This is a genomic window from Pontixanthobacter gangjinensis (genome assembly GCF_009827545.1).
Lineage (GTDB): Bacteria > Pseudomonadota > Alphaproteobacteria > Sphingomonadales > Sphingomonadaceae > Pontixanthobacter > Pontixanthobacter gangjinensis.
This window is the reverse complement of record NZ_WTYS01000001.1, coordinates 1,748,765-1,771,353: the sequence shown is the minus strand read 5'-3', so window position 1 is coordinate 1,771,353 and position 22,589 is coordinate 1,748,765. Positions and strand designations below refer to the sequence as shown.

At 54.8% G+C, this 22,589-nt stretch carries 19 protein-coding genes; 7 read left to right on the top strand and 12 right to left on the bottom strand.

All coding sequences use genetic code 11. From position 1 onward, the window contains the following. Position 1 precedes the first annotated feature (1 nt). The 3 genes from GRI36_RS08330 to GRI36_RS08320 form a co-directional block, all read right to left on the bottom strand. Positions 2-532 carry a NuoB/complex I 20 kDa subunit family protein gene (locus GRI36_RS08330; protein WP_160599145.1) on the bottom strand — a complete coding sequence of 177 codons (531 nt, stop codon included), beginning with the start codon at positions 530-532 and terminating at the stop codon, positions 2-4. Positions 533-590: 58 nt separating this feature from the next. Then, positions 591-965, bottom strand: coding sequence for an NADH-quinone oxidoreductase subunit A (locus tag GRI36_RS08325; RefSeq protein ID WP_160598035.1), 375 nt, complete (start codon positions 963-965; stop codon positions 591-593). 114 nt (positions 966-1,079) lie between these two features. Next, the gene (locus GRI36_RS08320) at positions 1,080-2,513 is read right to left on the bottom strand and encodes a coniferyl aldehyde dehydrogenase (RefSeq protein ID WP_202392145.1); all 1,434 of its coding nucleotides are present in this window, start codon (positions 2,511-2,513) and stop codon (positions 1,080-1,082) included. A gap of 171 nt (positions 2,514-2,684) precedes the next feature. Between GRI36_RS08320 and GRI36_RS08315 the strand changes: the two genes are divergently transcribed. Together GRI36_RS08315 and GRI36_RS13730 are read left to right on the top strand one after the other, a co-directional pair. Continuing rightward, positions 2,685-3,881 carry a thiolase family protein gene (locus GRI36_RS08315; protein ID WP_160598034.1) on the top strand — a complete coding sequence of 399 codons (1,197 nt, stop codon included), beginning with the start codon at positions 2,685-2,687 and terminating at the stop codon, positions 3,879-3,881. A 103-nt stretch (positions 3,882-3,984) separates the two neighbouring features. Further along, on the top strand, positions 3,985-4,380 hold the full coding sequence (locus GRI36_RS13730; protein WP_202392144.1) for a hypothetical protein: 396 nt from the start codon (positions 3,985-3,987) through the stop codon (positions 4,378-4,380). An 86-nt stretch (positions 4,381-4,466) separates the two neighbouring features. On the opposite strand, the gene GRI36_RS08310 is transcribed toward GRI36_RS13730, so the two are convergent. Then, positions 4,467-4,820: an SH3 domain-containing protein gene (locus tag GRI36_RS08310; RefSeq protein ID WP_235902205.1), complete on the bottom strand. Its 354-nt coding sequence runs from the start codon at positions 4,818-4,820 to the stop codon at positions 4,467-4,469. 223 nt (positions 4,821-5,043) lie between these two features. Here GRI36_RS08310 and GRI36_RS08305 point away from each other — a divergent pair, with 223 nt between their 5' ends. Then, positions 5,044-6,075 carry a 2-hydroxyacid dehydrogenase gene (locus GRI36_RS08305; RefSeq protein ID WP_160598032.1) on the top strand — a complete coding sequence of 344 codons (1,032 nt, stop codon included), beginning with the start codon at positions 5,044-5,046 and terminating at the stop codon, positions 6,073-6,075. A 108-nt stretch (positions 6,076-6,183) separates the two neighbouring features. Here the strand turns inward: GRI36_RS08305 and GRI36_RS08300 are convergent, their stop codons facing one another. From GRI36_RS08300 to GRI36_RS08280, 5 genes are all read right to left on the bottom strand, one after another. Beyond that, positions 6,184-7,590 carry an NAD(P)H-dependent flavin oxidoreductase gene (locus GRI36_RS08300; protein ID WP_160598031.1) on the bottom strand — a complete coding sequence of 469 codons (1,407 nt, stop codon included), beginning with the start codon at positions 7,588-7,590 and terminating at the stop codon, positions 6,184-6,186. A 25-nt stretch (positions 7,591-7,615) separates the two neighbouring features. After that, complete coding sequence (locus tag GRI36_RS08295; RefSeq protein WP_160598030.1) at positions 7,616-8,386, bottom strand: class I SAM-dependent methyltransferase; 771 nt, start codon at positions 8,384-8,386, stop codon at positions 7,616-7,618. 78 nt (positions 8,387-8,464) lie between these two features. Beyond that, positions 8,465-9,592 carry a peptide chain release factor 2 gene (gene prfB / locus GRI36_RS08290; RefSeq protein ID WP_160598029.1) on the bottom strand — a complete coding sequence of 376 codons (1,128 nt, stop codon included), beginning with the start codon at positions 9,590-9,592 and terminating at the stop codon, positions 8,465-8,467. Between the two features lie 102 nt (positions 9,593-9,694). After that, the gene (locus GRI36_RS08285) at positions 9,695-12,211 is read right to left on the bottom strand and encodes a penicillin-binding protein 1A (RefSeq protein ID WP_160598028.1); all 2,517 of its coding nucleotides are present in this window, start codon (positions 12,209-12,211) and stop codon (positions 9,695-9,697) included. 121 nt (positions 12,212-12,332) lie between these two features. Beyond that, complete coding sequence (locus GRI36_RS08280) at positions 12,333-13,202, bottom strand: N-acetylmuramoyl-L-alanine amidase family protein (RefSeq protein ID WP_160598027.1); 870 nt, start codon at positions 13,200-13,202, stop codon at positions 12,333-12,335. Positions 13,203-13,666: 464 nt separating this feature from the next. On the opposite strand from GRI36_RS08280, the gene GRI36_RS08275 reads away from it, so the two are divergent. Further along, positions 13,667-16,516 carry an Rne/Rng family ribonuclease gene (locus GRI36_RS08275; protein WP_160598026.1) on the top strand — a complete coding sequence of 950 codons (2,850 nt, stop codon included), beginning with the start codon at positions 13,667-13,669 and terminating at the stop codon, positions 16,514-16,516. A gap of 112 nt (positions 16,517-16,628) precedes the next feature. Here the strand turns inward: GRI36_RS08275 and GRI36_RS08270 are convergent, their stop codons facing one another. Next, a complete protein-coding gene (locus GRI36_RS08270) occupies positions 16,629-17,261 on the bottom strand; it encodes a class I SAM-dependent methyltransferase (RefSeq protein ID WP_160598025.1) in 633 nt (210 codons plus the stop codon). Positions 17,262-17,324: 63 nt separating this feature from the next. Between GRI36_RS08270 and GRI36_RS08265 the strand changes: the two genes are divergently transcribed. Beyond that, complete coding sequence (locus GRI36_RS08265) at positions 17,325-18,218, top strand: haloalkane dehalogenase (protein ID WP_160598024.1); 894 nt, start codon at positions 17,325-17,327, stop codon at positions 18,216-18,218. Positions 18,219-18,227: 9 nt separating this feature from the next. Here the strand turns inward: GRI36_RS08265 and GRI36_RS08260 are convergent, their stop codons facing one another. Continuing rightward, complete coding sequence (locus GRI36_RS08260; RefSeq protein ID WP_160598023.1) at positions 18,228-19,700, bottom strand: hypothetical protein; 1,473 nt, start codon at positions 19,698-19,700, stop codon at positions 18,228-18,230. Between the two features lie 86 nt (positions 19,701-19,786). On the opposite strand from GRI36_RS08260, the gene GRI36_RS08255 reads away from it, so the two are divergent. Further along, on the top strand, positions 19,787-20,791 hold the full coding sequence (locus GRI36_RS08255; protein WP_160598022.1) for a D-alanine--D-alanine ligase family protein: 1,005 nt from the start codon (positions 19,787-19,789) through the stop codon (positions 20,789-20,791). A gap of 56 nt (positions 20,792-20,847) precedes the next feature. Here GRI36_RS08255 and GRI36_RS08250 read toward each other — a convergent pair whose 3' ends face one another. Further along, positions 20,848-21,594 (bottom strand): SDR family NAD(P)-dependent oxidoreductase, encoded by a 747-nt coding sequence (locus GRI36_RS08250; RefSeq protein ID WP_160599143.1) that lies wholly within the window; start codon positions 21,592-21,594, stop codon positions 20,848-20,850. A gap of 206 nt (positions 21,595-21,800) precedes the next feature. On the opposite strand from GRI36_RS08250, the gene GRI36_RS08245 reads away from it, so the two are divergent. Continuing rightward, positions 21,801-22,583, top strand: a complete 783-nt coding sequence (locus GRI36_RS08245) for a succinate dehydrogenase iron-sulfur subunit (protein ID WP_160598021.1) — start codon at positions 21,801-21,803, stop codon at positions 22,581-22,583. The last annotated feature ends 6 nt before the right edge of the window (positions 22,584-22,589 follow it).

Sequence of the window (22,589 nt, the reverse complement as noted above, 5' to 3'; positions counted from 1 at the left end):
CTTAACGCTCTACCGTGCCGGTGCGGCGAATTTTGCGCTGCAATTGCATCACGCCGTACAGCAGCGCCTCTGCCGTCGGAGGGCAACCCGGAATGTAAATATCCACGGGCACAATCCGGTCACAGCCGCGAACCACCGAATAGCTGTAATGGTAGTAGCCACCGCCATTGGCGCAACTACCCATCGAAATAACATATTTCGGGTTGGACATCTGATCGTAAACTTTGCGCAAAGCCGGAGCCATTTTGTTGCACAAGGTTCCAGCCACAATCATAACGTCCGACTGGCGCGGGGAAGCGCGCGGGGCCACCCCGAAACGCTCCATATCATAACGCGGCATATTCACATGGATCATCTCGACCGCACAGCAAGCGAGGCCGAATGTCATCCACCACAGGCTGCCGGTGCGCGCCCATTCGAACAAATCTTCAGTGCTGGTGACAAGGAAACCCTTGTCATTCACCTCTGTTTGCATCGCCTTGAAATAATCAGCGTCAGGCTGGCGCACTTCGCCGCCCAATGCCGTTGGCATTTGAATACCGCTTTGCGCTGTCAGGCCAGCAAGAGTTGTCGTGTTTGGCGTGTTCATATCATTCCCACTCCAACGCGCCCTTCTTCCACTCATAGGCAAAGCCTACGGTGAGAATGGCGAGGAAGATCATCATTCCAATCCAACCGGCCCAACCGCTCTGCTCAAGGCTGACCGCCCATGGAAACAGAAACGCGACCTCAAGGTCGAAGATAATGAACAGGATTGCGACAAGATAGAAGCGCACGTCGAAACGGCTACGGGAATCCTCAAACGCAGGAAAACCGCATTCATATTCGCTGAGCTTTTCTGCATCAGGTTTATGCGCCCCCGTCAGGCGGGAAACGCCCATCGGCAGGAACACAAATAGTGCTGACAATCCGACTGCGATGAACAGAAAGATCAAGATCGGGAGATACTGTAATGGGTCGAACAAAGCGCCACACTCGACTGTTTCTAATGGTTAGACGCGCCCTAGTCGCCTCCCTCGCGCTTCGCAAGAGGGCGCGGGGTTGAAATCCCCACGCCCTTTATTGCGTTTTGCGCAACGTTACTTCTTGACCTGCATGGCAATCGCTTTCTTGCTTGCCTTGCCATAGGGTGGCTTGAACCCGCCAAGTTTGGCAACATCGATTTTTGGCTGGCTGTACACCGAGCGTGTGTGGCTAAATTCCTTGAACCCCTCGGGCCCGTGATAGGACCCGATGCCTGATGGGCCGACCCCGCCAAATGGCAGATCATCCATCGCGATATGGAAGATAACATCGTTGACGGTAACGCCGCCGGAGATTGTCTTGGTCAGCACCTGCTCGCGCTCGTTACTGTCAGCGCCAAAATAATAGAGGCCCAACGGACGGTCATTTTGATTTATATAATCGACTGCTTCGGCGACATGCTTATAGGTTTTTACAGGCAGAACCGGCCCGAAAATTTCCTCTTGCATCGCAAGCATATCGTCGTTCACATTGCGCAAGATAGTCAGCGGCATTTTGCGGCTGTTTGTGCTGGAAAAGTCCTCGTCGCCTGGATTGACTTCAATCACGTCTGCGCCTTTGGCCCGAGCATCAGCGACCATATCTTGCAAACGGTCAAAGTGGCGGTCGGTGACTACAGATGCGTAATCGTCATTTTCCAGCAATGTCGGATATTGATTATGCACACCAAGCTGGACCGCAGCGACGGCGGCGTCCTCATTCTCTTCCGGCACAATCATATAATCTGGCGCAAGGCAGATTTGGCCAGCATTCATCATCTTCCCCATAGCGATCCGCTCGCCAGCCTTTTCCAGATCAGCACTTCGGCCTAGGACCACCGGCGATTTACCACCAAGTTCGAGCGTTACCGGCACCAGATTGCGGCCCGCAGCTTCCATCACGCGGCGCCCTGTCGCGGTCGATCCGGTAAACACCAAATGGTCGAACTGCATATTGGAAAACGCCTGCGCCACTTCAGGGCTGCCAGTGACGACTGCCACCTCTTCCTGCGCAAAATATTTTGCAACCAGTTCGGCCATCATAGCCGATGTGGCCTCGGTAAATTCGGAAGGCTTGATTATCGCTCGGTTGCCCGCTGCGAGCACCTGCATCAATGGGCTGAAGGAAAGTTGGACGGGGAAATTCCATGGACTCATGATGCCAATCACACCCTTGGGCTCAAATCGGACTTCGGCCTTCGCGCCAAGCAAACCAAGTGGAAATGTGACGCCGCGTTTTTCAGGCCTCGACCATTTGTCGATATTCTTGAGGCAATATTTGCCGAAATTCACGCTGCTGGCGATGTCAGTCATCATGCTCATATCGCGGCTGCGATTGCCGAAATCTTCGTTCATGGCTTGGCACAATTCTTCGCCATTATCGACCAGCAGCGCAATCGCGCGCTTGATCCTGTCTTTGCGAAGCGAAATGGCTTCTGGCCGGGCCGCGGTAAACGCATCACGCTGAAGTTTGAGGATGGATTCCATTTCGTCTTTGCGATTATCGACCATTAAGTTCTCTCCATTGGTATCTATTTGCCACTGATTGTTCACCAGCTGGCTATGAATGACAAGCTTGTTCTTCCCAACGCGTGGATACGCATAGCTATCCCGATTGATTTTGACGCAGTGCAGCACTACTCCTGATTCAAATCCAAATCCCCTTCTCGAAAGGCATAATCCATGGCCCAGTTTTCCGCCAATGACCCTATTGTATTTCTGTCCTATGCCCGCACCCCGATGGGCGGCATGCAAGGGGCGTTGTCCGATGTCGAAGCAACCGATCTGGGCGCAACTGCGGTAAAGGCAGCTGTTGAGCGTTCCGGAGCAGACGGCGCCTCGATTGACCGTATCTATATGGGCTGCGTTCTCCCCGCTGGTCTTGGTCAAGCCCCCGCCCGCCAAGCGGCGCTAAAGGCTGGATTGCCAAAATCGGTTCAGGCGACCACCGTGAACAAGGTTTGCGGATCAGGTATGCAGACGGTTATTATGGGTGCCGAGGCGCTTGCATCAGGCTCTGCCGACACAATAATTGCGGGCGGAATGGAGAGCATGACCAATGCCCCGTATCTGCTTAAGAAGCATCGTTCCGGGGCGCGCATCGGCCACGACACGACTTACGATCACATGTTCCTAGACGGCCTCGAAGATGCCTACGAAGCGGGCCGGGCCATGGGAACATTCGCGCAGGATACAGCCAATGAATATCAGCTGACCCGCGAGGAAATGGACGATTATTCGATCGAAAGCCTGCGCCGTGCCAACGCCGCTATTGCAAGCGGTGCATTCGCAGACGAGGTTGTGGCCGTCACCGTCAAAACTCGCAAAGGCGAGCATCTGGTCGATACTGACGAGCAGCCCGGTCGCGGCATGCCGGACAAAATCCCGACATTGCGCCCCGCCTTCGCTAAAGACGGCACGATCACCGCAGCAACCTCAAGCTCGATCTCGGACGGTGCAGCCGCCGTTGTGCTGACGCGTGACAGCGTAGCCAAGGCCAATGGCCAAGCGCCAATCGCAACTCTGATTGCGACCGCCGCGCATGCTCAGGAACCTTCGGAATTTACGATCGCCCCGATTGGCGCGATTAACTCTGTCCTCGAAAAGGCAGGCTGGTCGGTCGATGATGTCGATCTGTGGGAAGTGAACGAAGCATTCGCCTGCGTGGCGATGTTTGCCATGCGCGACATCGGCATCCCCCACGACAAGATCAATGTAAATGGTGGCGGCACGGCTCTGGGCCATCCTATCGGTGCGAGCGGCACACGGATTATCGTAACGTTGCTCAACGCGCTAAAGCAACAGGGCAAGAAGCGCGGCATCGCCAGCCTTTGCATTGGCGGCGGAGAAGCCACGGCAATTGCGGTCGAAATGGTTTAACGATTACGTGTACGCCGCAGTGAGGCTGATCGACCGGATCCTTGCCAATTATGACGGCAAGTCGCATAATGCGCGCCTGCAATTCCGCAGAGGGAGACCTCCAATGAAAAAATTCCTAGCACTAGCTGCTGTCGCCACACTGGCCGCATGCGGTGAGAAAGCTGCAGACGACGCGGCGACAACAGACATTGCTGCAACCGAAGAAGTAGCCGCTGCTGCTGTAACCGCACCGGCACCCGGATCTTACACCGCAACCTATGCGGACGGCACCGTCGTACCTTACACGACCAACGAAGTTGGCGTGTACACAGCGACGGTTGATGGCGCCGAGATCAAAGGAACATATACTTCAGAAGGCGCGCGTTCGTGCTTCGATCCAGCTGGCGACGGCGAAGATGAGGGCGAAGTATGCTGGACCGCAACTGCGGCTGACGAGACCGGCTCCTTCACCGCAACTTCGGATGCTGGTGAGACCGTTACTGTCGCACCTGCAGGCTAAGCTTCACAACTTTTCTAATTTCAAAGGGCGGTCAGCAATGGCCGCCCTTTTAGTTTTCACCACTGGTTCGACGCACTCGATACTACCTAGGGTTCACCAGCGCCCCAAAGACGGGATTGCGACACCCAACCCCTGTACCCCTTAACATCAAGTTCGCACCAACCATCGCTACAACCGCCAAGATAGCCAACAACTCCCGGCTCGAGATTCCACTTAAGACCGCCGTTGGCGTTTGCTGCGTCGCGCATTGGGGCAAGTCCTTCACCAACCACCAGCGCTGTGAGGCGCGGACTTAACAGGCTGCTTGAAACCCAGCCTTGCGTGCCTTCTGAATCCTGCACCAAGCGCCAGCCATCAACCACACGAAGGACCTTGAGCGGCAATTGCTCACGCCGGTAAACCCAGCTGACTTTATAGTCGCGGCTCGGGCCTACGCGCATGTTCAATTCATTTGTCTTAATCGACGCCCAATAGGGAACGTCACGGTCTTGCGCATGCAGCGGGGGCTGAAGCAACACGAACAATAAAGAAAGGCAGAAGAGAATCCGAAAACGCATGACCTGATATTAGCGCCCCCCAGCCCCAGCATTCAAGCATGATTCACCGGAAATTCCGCGCTGGCCAGCTTGACGCTCACTATCAAGCCGTCCTAGCGCCCTAATCATGCCTCATGCCAACGCTCCTAATCCAAACGATATCAACACACGCCGGGTTGAAGGCACTCCGAAAGTCGCTGTCACGCGCCATCTAATGCCAAGCATTGAAGCGCGGATGAGCGAATTGTTTGACACCACTTTGAACACCACAGATATTCCCATGACGCGCGAAGAACTGACCGCTTCGATGCAAGGCATCGACGTTCTGGTTCCTACGGTAACAGACCGTATCGACAGCGCCTTGATTGACAGTGCTGGCGAAAGGTTGAAATTGATCGCCAGCTTCGGTGCAGGAACGGATCATATTGACCTGAAGGCCGCGCGCGAACGCGGCATCATGGTCACCAATACCCCCAGCGTTTTCACCGACGATACCGCCGATCTGACCTTAGCGTTGATTATCGGCGTTCCGCGCCGGGTGCGCGAAGGCGTGTCGTTGGTTCGCCGCGGCGAATGGACCGGATGGGCACCATCTGGAATGCTCGGGCGGCAATTGGGCGGAAAGGTTCTCGGCATCATCGGAATGGGCCGGATTGGCCAAGCCGTCGCCCATCGTGCGCGCGCCTTCGGTCTTAAGATCGCTTATCACAACCGGCACCGGCTGCCGCTTGCGGTAGAAACTATGCTCGGCGCGCAATTCTTCGAGCACGAAGATGATCTGATTGCAGCGTCGGATATTGTCACGCTGCATTGCCCTGCGACGGAAAAAACCATCGGTTTCTATGACAAGGACCGGTTTGATTTGATGAAGCCCGGCTCATGCCTGATCAACACCGCGCGCGGCGACCTGGTCGATCAGGAGGCATTGATCACGGCCCTCCAAAGCGGTGCCATCGCCGGGGCTGGTCTTGATGTCTATCCCGATGAACCCAATGTCGACAAGCGCTTGCTAGCCCACCCCAATGTCATGACCCTACCCCATATCGGCAGCGCCACCGCAGAGGGACGCGAGGCCTCTGGCGAGAAAGTCATCGCCAATATCCGTTTCTGGGCCGACGGACACCGCCCGCCGGATCAAGTGCTGGATGCGCTCCTTTAAGGTATGGTGACGCAGGCTCAGTGGGTGTGCCATAATTGGATAGCGCCCGCCTTGGCGTATTAATGCGGGGCTTGGACGGAGTGTCCGCAACTGGGTCGAAGTCCGACCTCACTCCCCCGTCAATATCCGGTCAACCAATTCTTTCACCGTCGGCGTAAAGCCGTTGGAATAAAACGGATCCTGCTTGAACCGGTATGCTGTGTGTCCGGCAAAGGCGAGGTTCTCGTCAACCGGTTCACCATGCGCGATATTTTGCAGGTTCTTCTGGATGCAGAAGCTACGCGGATCAGCGAGGCGGCCAGTGGTATAATCATCGTGGTCTTTCCAAGACGAGAACGCGCAATGTGACAGGCAGCCCATGCAATCGGTCTGATCTTTTCGGATTACGTCGCGCTTTTCTGGCGTCACAAACACCAGCGTATCATCAGGTGTCTTTAGTGCTTCGGAATGGCCCTCGCCCATCCAGACGCGAGCGTTTTCCTGATCAGCTGGCGCAACCCACAATTTCGCGCCTTTGCCGCCAAAGCCCAGTTGGACCGAATGGTCGCCGGTTTGCTCTTTGGAGAAACTAATCTGCCGCTCGCTACGATCAATCAAATCGAACAGGAACGGATTCTTGACCGCCGAGGAATAGAACCCGGTTGGCGAGAATTTATGGAGCAAGACATCGCCCGGTTCGACCGTACGCAACATGTCTTTCCATTCCTGCGGGATCGGGCTTTCCTGAGTTAGCAAGGGGCGCGTGCCGAACTGGAATGCGATTTTGCCAAGTTCAGGGTTATCGATCCAGTTTTCCCATTCATTCAGCGCCCAGACGCCGCCTGCCATCACAATCACGCATTCTTCCGAAACGCCTTCCTTGCGCATCGTTTCACGCAAAGCAGCAACGCGTGGATAGGGATCCTGTGGTTCGCGTGGGTCCTCTGCGTTGGACAGTCCGTTATGCCCGCCCGCGAGCCACGGGTCCTCATAGACTACCGCCGCCATTAGATCAGGGACCTTGTGATAACTGCGCTTCCATAAAGCGCGGAACGCGCGCGCAGAACTGATGATCGGTAAATAGCTGACATTGTAGCGCGCGGCTATTTCCGCCAGCTTATACGGCATCCCCGCGCCGCAAGTTACGCCACTAACCATGCCTTTAGTGTTTTCGAGAATCCCTTCGAGCACTGCTTGCGCGCCGCCCATTTCCCACAAGACATTGATGTTAATCGCACCCTGTCCGTTGGACATTTCATAAGCTTTTTGAACCTGCTCGGTCCCACCATCGATGCCGTAACGGATCAGCTGTTCGTGCCGTTCTTTGCGGGTTTTTTGGGGATAGAGCTGCGGAATGATTTCGCCATTCTCATCGGTGCTGTCGGCATTTACTGCACTGACGGTTCCAATACCGCCAGCAGCAGCCCACGCGCCGGAGCTCATGTGATTGGTTGCCGAAACGCCTTTGCCGCCTTCGATCAAGGGCCAGACTTCGCGTCCGCCATACTTGATCGGGCTCAATCCCTTAAATCCCATTGTCCATCAACCCTTGAATTACGACCTATTTTGCCGCTTTGAATTTCTTATCCGCTGAGCCATTTTCTGGCCCACGGCACGGCTTTATATCTTTTGGTTCCGGCCTCGTAGCGGCTGCTTTGAATTGTGCATAGTACCCAGCAAGCTCCGGCGCATCCTTGAATGTAACCAGTTCAAAACCAACCTGCTTGAATTCGCACGAAAGCAGTAGCGGATCAATTCCGTGTTGGTCGGTCGGGCGGTCAACATCGACCACAATTACTTGTCCACCTTCTCTTAATGCAGGCCAAAGCCGATAGAGAAATGCATAAGGCTCTTGCACCTCATGATACATATGCACGAGGAAAATCCGGTCAAAACTATCTTGCGGCAAACGCGGATCATCGCCAGCACCTGGCTTGATCGAGACATTATCTAGCCTGTCCTTCTCCACTCGCGTGCCAAGCCGAACCAGCGCCTGTTCGTCTATGTCCTGCGCCAGCACCCTGCCTTCGGCGCCGACACGTTCTGCCAAACGAACTGTGTAATACCCCTCCCCCGCACCGATATCGGCAACGGTCATTCCCGGCTTTATCTCAGCCAAGTCCATCACTGTCTCAGCCTCGCCAGCAGCATCGCGAGCAGTCTCGGTAGAGAATGAATTACCGCCAATCTCAGACACAGGCCGATCAGGAAGCGGAAATTCAAGCGCAGTTTCCGGGCGGTCGTTATCTGTCACCGGCTTACAGCTCGATAACAGCAACCCACCGGCAGCCAAAGCTATCAGTGCCGGGCCAATTTGCGCAGAAACATTCATCAAATTCGCCTTAATCCGACCGGGCCCCTGCGGTAAAGTTCGCAAGCATAAAACTTGCGCCGCGACATCCCGAAAGCACTAATCAACATCCTCCACATCAACTGCTTCACCAGTCACCCGTTGCGCCAACGCCGCTGAGATAAATTCGTCAATTGCGCCATCCAAAACGCTGTCCGGCGCGGTTGAGGTGACGCCAGTCCGCAAGTCCTTGACCATTTGGTATGGCTGCAAGACATAAGATCGGATCTGGTGGCCCCAGCCAATCTCTGTCTTCGATTCATACTCACTGCCTGCTGCCGCCTCGCGCTCTGCCATCTCGCGTTCGAACAGCCGCGCTTTCAGCATATTCATTGCGGTTGCACGGTTCTTATGTTGGCTACGATCGTTCTGGCTGGCGACGACAATTCCGGTCGGCTGGTGGGTAATGCGCACTGCAGAATCGGTCGTGTTGACATGTTGGCCACCAGCGCCCGACGCGCGATAAGTATCAATCTTCAAGTCGCTTTCATTAATGTCGACTTCGAAATCATCGTCGATAACCGGATAGACCCAGACCGAACTGAAACTGGTATGGCGCCGCGCCGCGCTATCATACGGGCTGATACGAACCAGACGGTGCACGCCGCTTTCGGTCTTGGCGTAACCGTAGGCATTCTCGCCCTTCACCAACAAAGTCGCGGATTTGATCCCGGCCTGCTCACCTGCATGATAGTCGACAAGCTCAACCTTATAGCCTTTGCGTTCGGCCCAGCGTGAATACATCCGTTGCAGCATTTCTGCCCAGTCCTGGCTTTCTGTCCCGCCAGCGCCCGCGTGAATTTCTATGTAAGTGTCGAACCCGTCCGCTTCGCCGGCGAGCAGTGCCTGAACCTTGTCAGCATCTGCGCGGTCGGCAAGCTTTTCGAGGCTGGCCAATCCGTCATTGACGATGTCTTCATCGCCCTCTGCTTCGCCCATATCGATGAACTCGCAAGCGTCGGACATTTCGGATGAAATTTCGCGGACGGTGTTTACCGATGTTTCAAGCAATTTCTGCTCGCGCATTAGTGCTTGCGCCTGCTTGGGATCATCCCACAGAGTCGGATCTTCTACACGGGCGTTCAATTCATCCAGACGGCGCAAGGCGCGTTCCCAATCGAGCGACTGACGCACTAATTGGAGAGCGGCTTCAATCCGGTCAATATGGCCCTGACCCTCGGCACGCATAGAAATTTCCTTAAGCAAGTTCGCAGTCCGCTTAGCGGAGGAACATGGTTTGTAAAGCTTAGCGGCACTCGCAATTTGGTGCGTCCACTACGCCGTGCCTGACTAGTAGATGCCGCCTTGTTCTTCGACAAAGTCTTCTTGAACTTCTTCTTTGGGTTTCGCGGCAGCCTGTTGGCTTTGCGTCTGCGAACCACGGCGGATCGAGGCGAGGATTTCCTTGCGTTTGCTTTCTATCTCGTCGCGCCGGGTCGCGCGCGGCGGTTCAGTGTCAGGCTTGAAGGCTTCCCATATTACGCTCGCCTTGGGGTCCGAGCCGGGCCATGCATCGAACACGCGTTTGCCCGATATCCGGTCGACGCGAACCATTCTCACCCCGGCCGGAGCAATAAACGGATCTCCGCTCATCCGGCTCTTGGTCTCTTCGAAAAACTGTTTAACAATAGGAGCGGTCACCGTACCGCCCTGGGCATAGCCACCAAGGTTTTTCGGATTATCATATCCAATATAAGCACCGGCGATGACGTCAGGCGTTCCGCCTACGAACCAAACATCCTTCGGGCCGGATGTCGTCCCGGTCTTGCCGAACATTGGCAGGTCAAGCGAACGCAGCACCGTGCCGGTCCCCCGCTGAACCACGCCCTCTAACATATGTACCGTTTGGAAGGCGGTGCGCGCATCGATGACTTGATTTCCGCCCGGCGCGAGGCGCGGCATCGGCTGCCCATCCCACTGCGCCATGTTGCAGCCTGCACAATCACGCTTGTCAGCACGAAAAATTACCTTGCCGCGGCGGTCCTGTACGTAATCAATGACAGAGGGAACAAATTGCCGCCCATGATTGGCCAATGCCGAATAAGCGTTGACCATCTTCACCACAGTGGTCTCGCCTGCACCCAATGCGAAAGCGGGATAAGGTTCAAAATCGCCGATACCCACATTCTTGATAGTTTCAACGACTTTTGGCATCCCGGATTCCATTGCGATATGCACAGTCATTAAGTTCCGCGATTGCTCTAAGCCCCAGCGCATGGTGTGCACGCCGCCACCTCCGCCGCCGGAGTTGCGGAAGCACTTCTCACCCAAGCGAGAGCCTTGATAATAACAATAGGTCTGATCGGGAACTTCGCTGGCAGGCGTCATACCATTTTCGAGGCCAGTCGCATAAACAAACGGCTTGATGGTAGAGCCAGGCTGGCGATTTGCCTGCGTTGCCCTGTTGAAAGAGCCAAGCCGGCTATCGAACCCACCTTGCATCGCCAAAATTCTACCAGTCTGCGGATCTTGCGCAACAAAGCCGCCAGATACGCCCGGCAACGTTCGTACAGCATATCCGCTACCCGATTTTGCTACCGCGATGACATCGCCGGGCTTCAGAGCATTTGGCAAATTGGTCAAAGGCGCTTCTTCTGCATCTGAAAAACCGACGGTGGCTGAAGCACCATTGCGCGCTGTCACAACGCCAACTCTCCAACCTTCATAGTTGATGCCAAGATAGGAGCTTTCCAGCTGGCTACTCCAACTTCCGTCATCCAGATTGATCGTTGCAATCGGACCGCCCCAGCCCTTGCCGCTATGATAACGCATCATACCCTTACGCAGTGCATTTCGAGCCGCATCCTGCATTTGGGTATCAAGCGACGTGCGAACCCACAGCCCGCCTGCATAGACACTGTTCTTTCCGTCATCGGCGGTTTCGCCAAACTCCTCAATTAGATTGCGGCGCACTTCCTCAAGGAAATAACCGGCATCAGCGGATCTGCTATCTTGTGCCTGAGTGATCAAGCCAAGTGGCAAACCCTTGGCGAGTTCTGCTTCGGCGGAGGTGACAAATTCATTCTCAACCATTTGGCTAAGGACGAAATTGCGACGTTCGATGGCGCGCTCTGCATTTTTCGAACGACCATAAACTTCCGGAGCTTTTGGCAAAATGGCAAGAAACGCCATTTCCTGAAGCTCTAAATCCCCGACATCTTTTCCAAAATAGGCTCGCGATGCGGCCTGAACGCCGTAAGATCGCCGGCCCAGCGGAATTTCATTAAGATAAAGTTCGAGGATCTGTTCTTTGTTCAAAACCCCTTCAATTCGCCGCGCAAGCATCAATTCCTTGATCTTGCGGCTAACGGAATATTCGTTTGTGAGTAGAATATTCTTGGCCACTTGCTGGGTTATGGTCGAACCACCAACCGCGCGCTCGTCGGACCCCATCTTGCTGACATAATCGATAACCGCGCCAACCAAACCACCTGCATCAATCCCACCGTGGCTAAAGAAAGTCTTATCTTCTGCTGCGAGATAGGCTTCGATCAGAGTCTCAGGAAAGTCGGAATATTGTAACTGAACCCGCCGTTCACGGGCATAAGAATGGACAATCTCGCCATCAATACCGCGAACCACTGTTGGCAATGGCGGCTCATATTCAAGGAGTGTTTCAGCGTCGGGCAAACTTCTGGCGAGCAAGACCCACGCTATCAGCCAAAGCACCAGCAATGCGCCGAGCCCGGCGCTGCCCCATTTGAACCAGCGGCGCTCGTGCCAATTGCGCTTAAACCAAGCGATCATGCCGCTAGCTTCGCGGCGGATTCTATAGCTCAAGGATTCGAATTTCGATGTGTCAGTCATAGTTGGCCATGGCCCTTAGCACGGAGATTCTGTCTCGCACCAGAAGCTTTACAAGAAGCTTTACGGGCGCCACCGGAATAGTGGTCCAAGTGTGGCTGAGTAGCCGTTTCAAAGCACATGCTTATTGGTCCGTTTGCCGGGCGAAATAGATTCTTATCGCCCGCGCCATCACCTGAGCAAAATTGGTTCGCCCCTCTTCAGATGCGAGCCGCTGCGCATCGGCGGGATTGGTAATATATCCCGATTCGTAAAGCACTGCCGGTACATCAGGCGCTCGTAAAACTGCCAATGCGGCCGAGCGGCGCCGTTGCGGATGGAAGCGGAGCAAATTTTGCCCTTCACGCGTGATCAATCCAGCGAATTGATCTGAGTTCTGCTGAACCCGGCGCTGCGACAGTTCGACCAGAATATCGCTAACCTCTTTACTGTGACCTTCGATAATTGCCCCGTTCAATGATCCGGCATTATTTTCTCGCTCTGCGAACAAAGCCGCCGCTTCGCTCGAAGCCTCGTCAGATAGGGTATAGATACTCGCCCCGCTAACCCCGCTGACCTCGCCCGACGAATCGGCATGGATCGAAATGAACAAATCAGCATCTAGCCTGCGGGCGATCTCGGGGCGCTCTTCCAGAATCAGGAATGTATCATCAGACCGGGTCAATGCGACCCGTATTCCGCCTTCTTCAAGCAACAGGTCCCGCAATGCGATTGCCAAGCCTAGGACCACATCTTTTTCCCGATACCCGGCCCCACTTGCACCGGGGTCTTTGCCGCCGTGTCCTGCGTCGATGACTACCAGCGGACGAGTGATATCTTGCGGCCCAAGAATCTCAGGTAAATCCACCGGTGCGCCCTGTTCCGGCAATGCCAATCTGATGACATAGTCGCGCCCCAAATGGGGCACCGGAAGCGTCAGCCCGAATGCATAAAGCCCGCCGAGCAAAACGACAGGCGCAAGAAAAATCAGCCAAAGTTGTATACGAAGTGACATTGCTCGCCGTTGTTAGGGTGTTGCGCACACATTGCGCAATATGGTTGCGATAGGAAACCCACGGTGCTAGCGCTCTGTCACTGGAAAGGGTTCCCCTCTTCGTGTTCGAATGATTTGTAAATCATCCTTCGTTAAGAGAAACATTCCAGATACTACCACAGTATTCGCTTTGGTAATTCAACAGGTTGATGCAGACATGAGAAGCCTCTCCCCGACCCAGACGACATGGCCGCAAGGTCATGGCGTGACGTGGGCGGACCGGGCAGCGCAACATTCGCGCAATTTTATCTCTGCATACACATCACTCCGGTTCAGCATAGAAAACGCGGCGCATCAGCGCCGGAACCGGTCATTCATTTCCGCACGGCCAATTAAGTCCGGCGGTATTCACACATATTTGCGTGTCCCTTTGTTGGAAACGGCCGTTAGGCCTGTTCCGCCCGGATGCGCATGGAGAAAATTCAATGGCAACGCGCATGCTAATCGATGCGCGCCACTCGGAAGAAACCAGAGTGGCGGTATTAAAGGGAAACCGGATTGAGGAATTTGACTTTGAATCTGCTGAACACAAGCAGATCAAAGGCAATATCTACCTAGCGAAAGTTACGCGGGTCGAACCATCGCTGCAGGCGGCATTTGTCGACTTCGGCGGCAACCGTCACGGTTTTCTAGCCTTTAACGAAATTCACCCCGATTATTACCAGATTCCGAAAGAAGATCGGGAAGCTTTGCTGGCTGAAGAAGCTGAAGCTGCCGAAGAGGAAGCCGCTTTGCGCGCTGCCGAAGAGGACGAAGGTCACATTCCAGGCGACGAATATGATGCTGAGGATGAATCATCAGAAGCGCTCGCAGAAGACCTAGCCGAAGACGGCATGGAAGAAATCGATACGTCTGAAAAAGACAAAGTCGCCACAATCGAAGAAGGCCACGTTGATGGCGACGATGACGACGATGATGATGACGATTCGGACGAAGAAGAATCCAAGGAAGACGGCGGAGAAGATCGCGGTCGCCGTGGAAGAGGCCGCGGACGCGGCGGACGGAAGGCCAAAGGCGGCCGGCGTCAAGGCGGAGGCAAGAACGGCGGAAGCCGTGCCAAAGCTGTCGACGAAGTTCGTGCCAAGCGGATGGCTCTGCGCCGCCGTTACAAAATCCAGGACGTCATCCAGCGCCGTCAGGTTCTGCTCGTACAAGTAGTGAAAGAAGAGCGCGGCAATAAAGGCGCTGCTCTGACCACATATCTAAGCCTCGCTGGCCGCTACACCGTGCTTATGCCTAACAGCAGCCACGGCGGCGGCATCAGCCGTAAGATTTCCAGTGGACCGGATCGCAAGCGCCTCAAGCAAATTGTCGGTGATCTTAGCCTTCCCAAGAGCATGGGGCTAATTGTCCGCACTGCTGGCCTCAGCCGCACCAAAACTGAGATCAAGCGTGACTTCGATTATCTCGCCCGTTTGTGGGATGATATCCGCAATAACACGCTCGGCTCTAGTGCCCCTGCCCTGATCCATTCGGACAGTGACCTAATCAAGCGCGCAATCCGCGACATCTACAATCGCGAGATCGAAGAAGTAATCGTCGAAGGCGAAGACGGTTATAAACTGGCCAAGGGTTTCATGAAGATGCTGATGCCCAGCCACGCGCGCCGGGTGAAAGCCTATTCCGATCCGGTTCCCTTGTTCCAGCGTTACGGCGCAGAAGACCAATTGCGGGCAATGTATGATCCCATGGTCCAGCTGAAATCGGGCGGTTACCTTGTAATCAACCCAACCGAAGCGTTGGTTTCAATCGACATCAACTCAGGCCGTTCCACGAAAGAGCACGGCATTGAGCAAACAGCAGTTGCCACCAACGTAGAAGCCGCGCGTGAAATCGCTCGCCAACTGCGCTTGCGCGATATGGCCGGTCTGGTCGTGATCGACTTCATCGACATGGAATATAATTCCAACATCCGCAAAGTTGAGCGCGCAATGAAGGACGCACTCAAAAACGATCGCGCCCGGATTCAGGTTGGTCGTATATCGGGTTTTGGCCTGATGGAAATGAGCCGCCAGCGTTTGCGCACCGGTGTGCTTGAGGCGACCACACGAGAGTGTCCGCATTGCGATGGTACCGGACTCGTCCGCACTGCCTCTTCCGCAGGCCTTTCAGCCCTACGTCTGATTGAAGACGAAGCGGCGAAAGGAAAAGGCACCATAATTTCGCTTGCGGCCAGCACAGAAGCAGCAATCTATCTGCTCAATTCGAAGCGGGCCGATCTGCGCGAAATCGAAGAGCGCTACAACGTTTCTGTCGAAGTCATTCCAGAAGGCGAAGAAGAAGGCGCGAAAATGGCGGTTGGCAGCGCTGGCCCCAAACCGACCGAGGCACCACATTTTGAACCTATAGTCGATGATGATGATGACGATGATGATGATGACATCGAAGTCGAAACAGACGATGCGGATGATGACGGCGGTGATCGCGATGACAATGGTCGCCCCCAAAAGAAGCGCCGCCGCCGTGGCGGTCGTGGCCGTAAGCCGCGCAATGACGATGGCAGCGACAATGACAATTCGTCTGATGACGATAACAGTGATCGCCCAGCGAAGCGTGATGATAATCGCGACAACAGCCGTAACGAAGAGCTCGACGAAGATGGCAAGCCGAGGAAGAAACGCCGCCGTCGTGGTGGACGTGGACGCCGTGGTGGACGCAATCGCAGCGATAGTGAGCAAAACTCTGAGAATGGTGGCGACAACGAAGCTGGCAATGACAGCAACGAAGTAACCGCCAAAGATGCTGCGAAGCTAGATGCCGTTTCGGAACAAGTCGTCCAAGACATGGCCGTAGTGGCCGGTCCCGATGGTGCGCCCGAAACTGCTCAAGCTATGGCCGCAGAAGATGCTCCTAAGCCGAAGGCTCGGCGCGCTCCTCGCAAAAAACCTGCTCCGAAAGCAAAAGCCGACGCAGCAGCGGTAGAAGATACTGCCAGCGATACTGAAGCCAAGCCGAAAGCCAAGCGTGCACCGCGCAAGAAAGCCGCACCGAAAGATGCAGCCAATGGCGAAGCCGAGGTTGGTGCTGCAGCTGAAGAGGCACCAAAGCCAAAGCGGACACGCCGCAAAACTGCGGATGCCAACGAGGCTCCTGCAGCAGAAAAGGCAAAACCAGCGCCACGCAAACGCGCACCTGCAAAAAAGAAAGCCTCTGAAAGCGAAGCGAAGGCCGAGGAGACATCCTCTCCTGCTCCCGAAGCGACTGACAAAGGCGAAGCATCTGCCGAGCCAACCAAAGGCCGCAAAGGCTGGTGGCAACGCACATTTGGTGAGTAAGATCGCCATACTTACCGGAGAATGAATTAGGGCCGCCCGGCGTAACATCGCCGGGCGGCCCTTTTCGTGGTACAGTCAAAGAGATTTGAGCATGACCATAATGGCCGCTCAGCTATTCGGTCTTTACCCCGACACCCCATTCCATCCAGCCAACAGGTCGCGGGGTCTTGGGGGCGTATCGTTCACCCAATTGCTCAACCTCAAAGCCGCCCTCGCGCACCGCCGATGTGATCGGCCTAGTCAAATGACATCCACCAGCTAGCGGCTTCCAAATAGGCTCGATCCGGTCCTGCCATTTTGCCACATCGGCGTCTGGCGCTCGGCCATGCTCGAGAAACAGCAGCTGCCCTCCAGGCTTCAATATCCTACGCATCTCTCGGACAACTTGTGTCTGATCAGCAACCGAACACATCGTATAAGTGCAGACCACGGTGTCGAAATTCTCGTTCTCGAACGGAATATCTTCTCCAATCCCGTCACGAATATCAGCCGCCCAACCCTTCTTGTCCGCGGCCGCTTTGGCATATTCCAGCAGCTTTCCGCCCGGATCTATTCCGCAATAGCGTGTAATAGCGGCGGCGTTGTAGAATTCTTGATTGATGCCGCCGCCGCAGCCGATTTCAAATACATCGCCCCTGGCGCGCGGTACAATTTGTGACCGTAATTTCATGATTTGAGGGCTACCGCACGCAACCTTGATCAGTCTCGGTACGCCATGTTCATCCCACCAACTTTGCAAACCCATTCCTGCCCCCTCTTCCCATCTGCGCGAACGAACTGCATGGTAAGTAAAACCAAGAGGATTGATATGGCAAAAGTTCACCGTACCCCGGAAGCATGTTTCGCAGACATTCCTGATTACCCATTCAAACCGAATTATCACGATCTGAAAGGCGGGCTACGTTTGCATTATATTGACGAAGGACCACGCGACGGCACGCCAGTTTTGATGATGCATGGCGAGCCGAGCTGGAGCTTCCTCTACCGGAAAATGGTAGGCCCAATGGTTGATGCTGGATACCGGGTTATCGCGCCCGATCTGATCGGCTTCGGAAAGTCAGACAAGCCGACCTCAAAATCAATCTTCTCGTATGCCGGCCATGTCGCATGGATGCGCGAATGGTTCGACGCGGTCGGGCTAAACAATGTAGTGCTTGCATGCCAAGATTGGGGATCCTTGATCGGCCTGAGGATGGTCGCTGAAACGCCCGACAAGTTTGCCGCGGTGGTACTGTCCAACGGCGGCCTGCCTGCAGGACAAGAGCCTCCGCCAGCATTCGCGAAATGGCGTACTTTCGCCAAATTCAGTCCAATATTTCCGATTGGCGGGATTATTCAGAAGGCAACCAGAACGGATCTGCCGACCAATGTCGTTGATGCCTATAACGCGCCCTATGACATTCATGGTAGCAAGGCGGCGGCGCGGATATTCCCCGCTCTGGTTCCGCTTGGCAAAAATGTTGCTGTGCCCGATCAACTAGAGGCTTGGAAAGTGCTTGAGGGTTTTGAGAAGCCATTCACCTGCTGTTTCAGCGATAAAGACCCGATTACCCGCGGCGGCGATGAGGCGTTCAAACAGCGCATTCCCGGCGCAAAGCATAACTTGCACAGAACGCTACAGGGTGGCCATTTCATACAGGAAGATGATCCCGAAGGGTTTGTCGGTGCGATCCTCGAAACTGCAAAACTCGCGGGCGTTTAGCCATTCGGCCTAATTGACCGCGCGTTGCTCCTCTAGCGCAACCGCAACCTTGCCAAGGTCGCATTCAAGTGCATGTTCGAGAGCTCTGTCGTCAAGCACTACAAAACGCACCATCTGCGGCATCGATAGGCCGACCCGCAACGTCCCGCCCCACTTGCCTGCTGCCGTACGAACACTTTTGACAGGTTGGCCCAATCGAATTCCATTCATCGCAAGATTCCGGTGGAGTATTTCGGAACCCTCGAACGATTCAGATGTCGGATGGCTACTGACATCTAGCGTAGCCAAGGTTAGCATCTCAAGCGGGTGCTCGCGCGCTTCTGCCCCGTGTCCGTCGCTATACGGTTTGACCAATGCGAAACCGAAAGGTTCAAGCAAGACCCGCTTCAGAGTGTTCTGGAACGCAAAGATCACTCGCCGAACGTCGGCAATCGGCACCCTCTGAAACCGTTCGAGTTCAAAAATCGATGCCTCGATCCGCAACGCCAAACCTGGATTGCCGCTATCTTCCAATTGCTCCGCGCCAGCCCAAGCTTTGGGCCATTCAGCGCGTCTGAAAATCGACCGAAAGCCGTCTGGCAAGGCTTGGGCGCCTGCGATTGTCTTGGATGGGACCAAGGCAAAGCCGCTAAACGGCGCTCCGCCCATAAATTTTGAACCGGTCAGAAATACAATCGCTCCGCGTGCAAGATAGGCTTTTACTGCATCCGTCATTATCCGGGCCTGACAGGCGTCGACTACCAGCGTGAATGCGTCACCGAACTCCGCCTTCAGTAAGTCCAACTCAGCCAATTCAGGCAGGATCAGCCCGGTCTTCGAACCATGTACAACGTGAACGAGCGCATGACGGTTCATCTGCTGCGCCAATTCCAGCTCGATCCGGATGGCGGCGGTCATTTCCGCGCTATCACAGGCTTGCCCCTCAGTGCACCTAACGGGAATATCGGCCAAGCTGACTTCAGCCAATCCCGGCACGTTTTTACCAGCTTGCGCGGACACGCCAAGCGCGGTTTCACCTGCAAAGAAATTTCCATGCGCAGAGTGAACGCATCCCCGGCCGACCTCGTCTGCACCAAGCAAAATATTGTGTATTCCGCCAGCCATCCGGCCACGAACCGCCGCCAGCGCTACATATTCAAGATCGGTTCCCGATGGGGCAAATACCACATCGCAATCCGAACCGAGTTGATATGCGCCGCGAATACGGCTGCTCAAACCTGCCAAATGCGCGGCATAATCTGGCAATCCGGCTTTAATCACAGACAGCACATGGTGAAATGCATCGACCGACATGTCGTTGGCGGTGGACGATGCGAAGGCCAATGCGGTGCGCGGGTAAGGTGCCGACATATAGCGGTTAAGCCCTGTTTCGGGATCGAGCGTAATCCGCGCATCCCCCCCGGAAGAAAGGAGCGCAATCGCATTTCTAACGGCATCATCGGCTGAAAAATCAGGGTGCAGATCGGAAAATTTCTGGGTCATTCAGTGCGACACTCAACAATTGTACTTTGAAGAATGGACTAGCAGATCTAAGGGGCAGCACCACCGCAAAAGAGGTTAATAAAGCCGTGCAGCAGATCAAGCCGCTTACCATCGATGCCGCGACCAAAGAGCAATTGCGCATCTTGTTCATCGCAAAACATGCGAAATGGGATGGAGGTCTGCACCCTGATGATGGCAACCATGCACTGTATCACGTTGAAACGCGGGAGATTTTGAAGGGCCTTGGGCTCAACTTGATGCTCGCTGACAGTTTCGATGTCTTGTTCGAAAAGCCCGAAGTCGACTTCGTCTTTCCTCTGCTAAACCGTGCCGGCTTCTTTAACTCCGAAATGCTCGGCCCGTTGCTTTGCACCCGGCATGACATCCCGTTTTTGGGTGCCAGCCCGATTTTGCGCGGCCTTTCAGACGATAAACATCTGGCAAAGCGCGCAGCTGTGGTTGCTGGCGTGCCGACAGCAGATTGGGCGATCTATCGGCGCGGCGCCCCCATTGATCCAGCAACCTGCCCCAAGGCAGAGCGTTATGTTATCAAGCCCAATGCCTCGTCAGCCAGCTGGGGCGTGCATGACGCGACCGATTGGGCTGGTGTCAAATTGGCAATCGATGAAATCCACGCCGATAAGCATGACGCAATCGTCGAACCATTTTTGGTGGGAAGCGATGTCGAAGTTCCCGTTATCACGATGGGCGATCCGGTTCTGATGCCCAAAATGATCTTCGAACAAGCAGACCCCGCCCATTTGCGCACATATCAGGAGAAGCGTGATCTGGTCGACCGGAGCCAGAAATACTCGCTTGATCCATTCGAAAATGATACGGAATTATCCGATTTGATTAGCGATTATACTCAGAGGCTATGGGCCGATTATCGTCCATTCGATTACGGCCGGTTCGAATTCCGTGTAAACCGCGAAACCCGCAAGGTGCATTTCATCGAAGTCAATTTGAACTGCAATCTGTGGTCGCAAAAAGTCTATGGCCGCTCAGCCGTGCTCGCCGGTTGGACACAGGCTGAATTGATCGAGACAATCTTGGCCGATAGCTTGCGCCGCAATCGATTGATGGTCTGATACTGGTATTGGGGCGGTGACGTCCGTTAACGAACCATTTGCGGGTATCAGCCCAATCAAGCCTCCAACCGCTCACCTGCAAAATCAAACACTTCTCCGCTATCATTTGGCGTAAGCTGCGATAGCACATCCAACATGGCGCTTGCCGAGTATTTCGGCGTGAACAGCTTGCCGCTTGGGACATTGCTTTGAAAGGGTTCCGATAGCGGCGTATCCACCGTGCCAGGGTGCAACCCTGCGATCACGGCGTGTTTATGCGTACGGCCGAGTTCTATTGCGAAGTTCTTGAGCAACATGTTCAGGGCCGCCTTGGAAGCGCGGTAAGAATGCCAACCACCCAGCCCGTTATCGCTGATCGAACCGACCCGTGCGGATAGCGCCGCAAACACCGCGCGCCGGTCTCGCGGCATCAACGGCAGGAAATGTTTGGCGATGATGGCAGGGCCGATTGTGTTTAGGCGAAGCACCTCCTCCATCGAGCGCGGGTCGATTTTGCGGTAACTCCGCTCCGGCCCAGAATTCTCTGTTAGCGTGAGAATCCCGGTTGCAATAACAATCAAATCGGGTTTTCGATCTCTAACCAAATCGGCTGCGGCAGCAATACTGACCTCATCCGTCAGGTCGAAAGCAAAATTGCGCACTGACGGATGCGTCGAGCTATCTCCGCACCGGGACCCAGCGAAAATATGGTCTACATCCCACTCTTGGAAAGCCTCAGTGAAAGCTGCTCCAATCCCGCCCGATGCGCCGAAGACAACCGCGCACCGCGGCCAATCGTGCTCATGCTGTCCTACATCGCTCATGGACGATAGACGGACGGAATGGATCAAAGGTTCCCCCGCAGGTAAATTCTCATGCAAAATTCGCAAGACGGCTTTCGTTCTTTTGAACTGTGTTCCATGTGTTCCATCGTATAGTGAAAGCCGATGCCAGAAACTGGCGGCAGACGCTTGTGTTGACGGGCATATTCGGTAAGACACGCGCAAAGCGAAATCAGGACTTTGACCTCATGGCGACATTCACCCTTCCCAAGAATTCCAAGATCAACGGTAAAGGCCGTAGCCACAAGGCTGAAGGCGCAACGCGGGTCAAAACCTTTAAAATCTATCGCTACGATCCCGATACCGGCGAGAACCCGCGTTATGACAAATTCGAAGTCGATCTGGACCAATGCGGCCCTATGATCCTTGATGCCTTGTTCAAAATTAAGAACGAGATAGACCCAACATTGACCTTCCGCCGGTCTTGCCGCGAAGGCATCTGCGGTTCCTGCTCAATGAATATGAACGGCAAGAACGGCCTTGCCTGTACCTCTGCAATTGAGGACATGAAGGGTGATATCCAAATCACTCCTTTGCCGCACATGGAAGTGATCAAGGATCTAGTCCCCGATTTCACTCATTTCTACGCGCAATATGCGTCAATTCGCCCATGGTTGCAGACTGTTACGCCAACTCCAAGCGGCAAGGAGCGCCTGCAGAGCCCGGAAGAGCGCGAGCAGCTTGATGGCCTATATGAATGCATTTTGTGCGCCTGTTGTTCGAGCAGCTGCCCGTCTTATTGGTGGAACAGCGACAAATTCCTCGGCCCGGCTATTTTGCTGCAAGCCTACCGCTGGCTCGCCGATAGCCGCGATGAGATGACCGGCGAGCGTTTGAATGAGTTGGAAGACCCGTTCCGCCTGTATCGCTGCCACACCATCATGAATTGCGCGAACGTTTGCCCCAAGGGTCTAAGCCCGGCCAAGGCAATAGCCGAAACAAAGAAGATGATGGCCGAACGGTCGATTTAAGCCAGA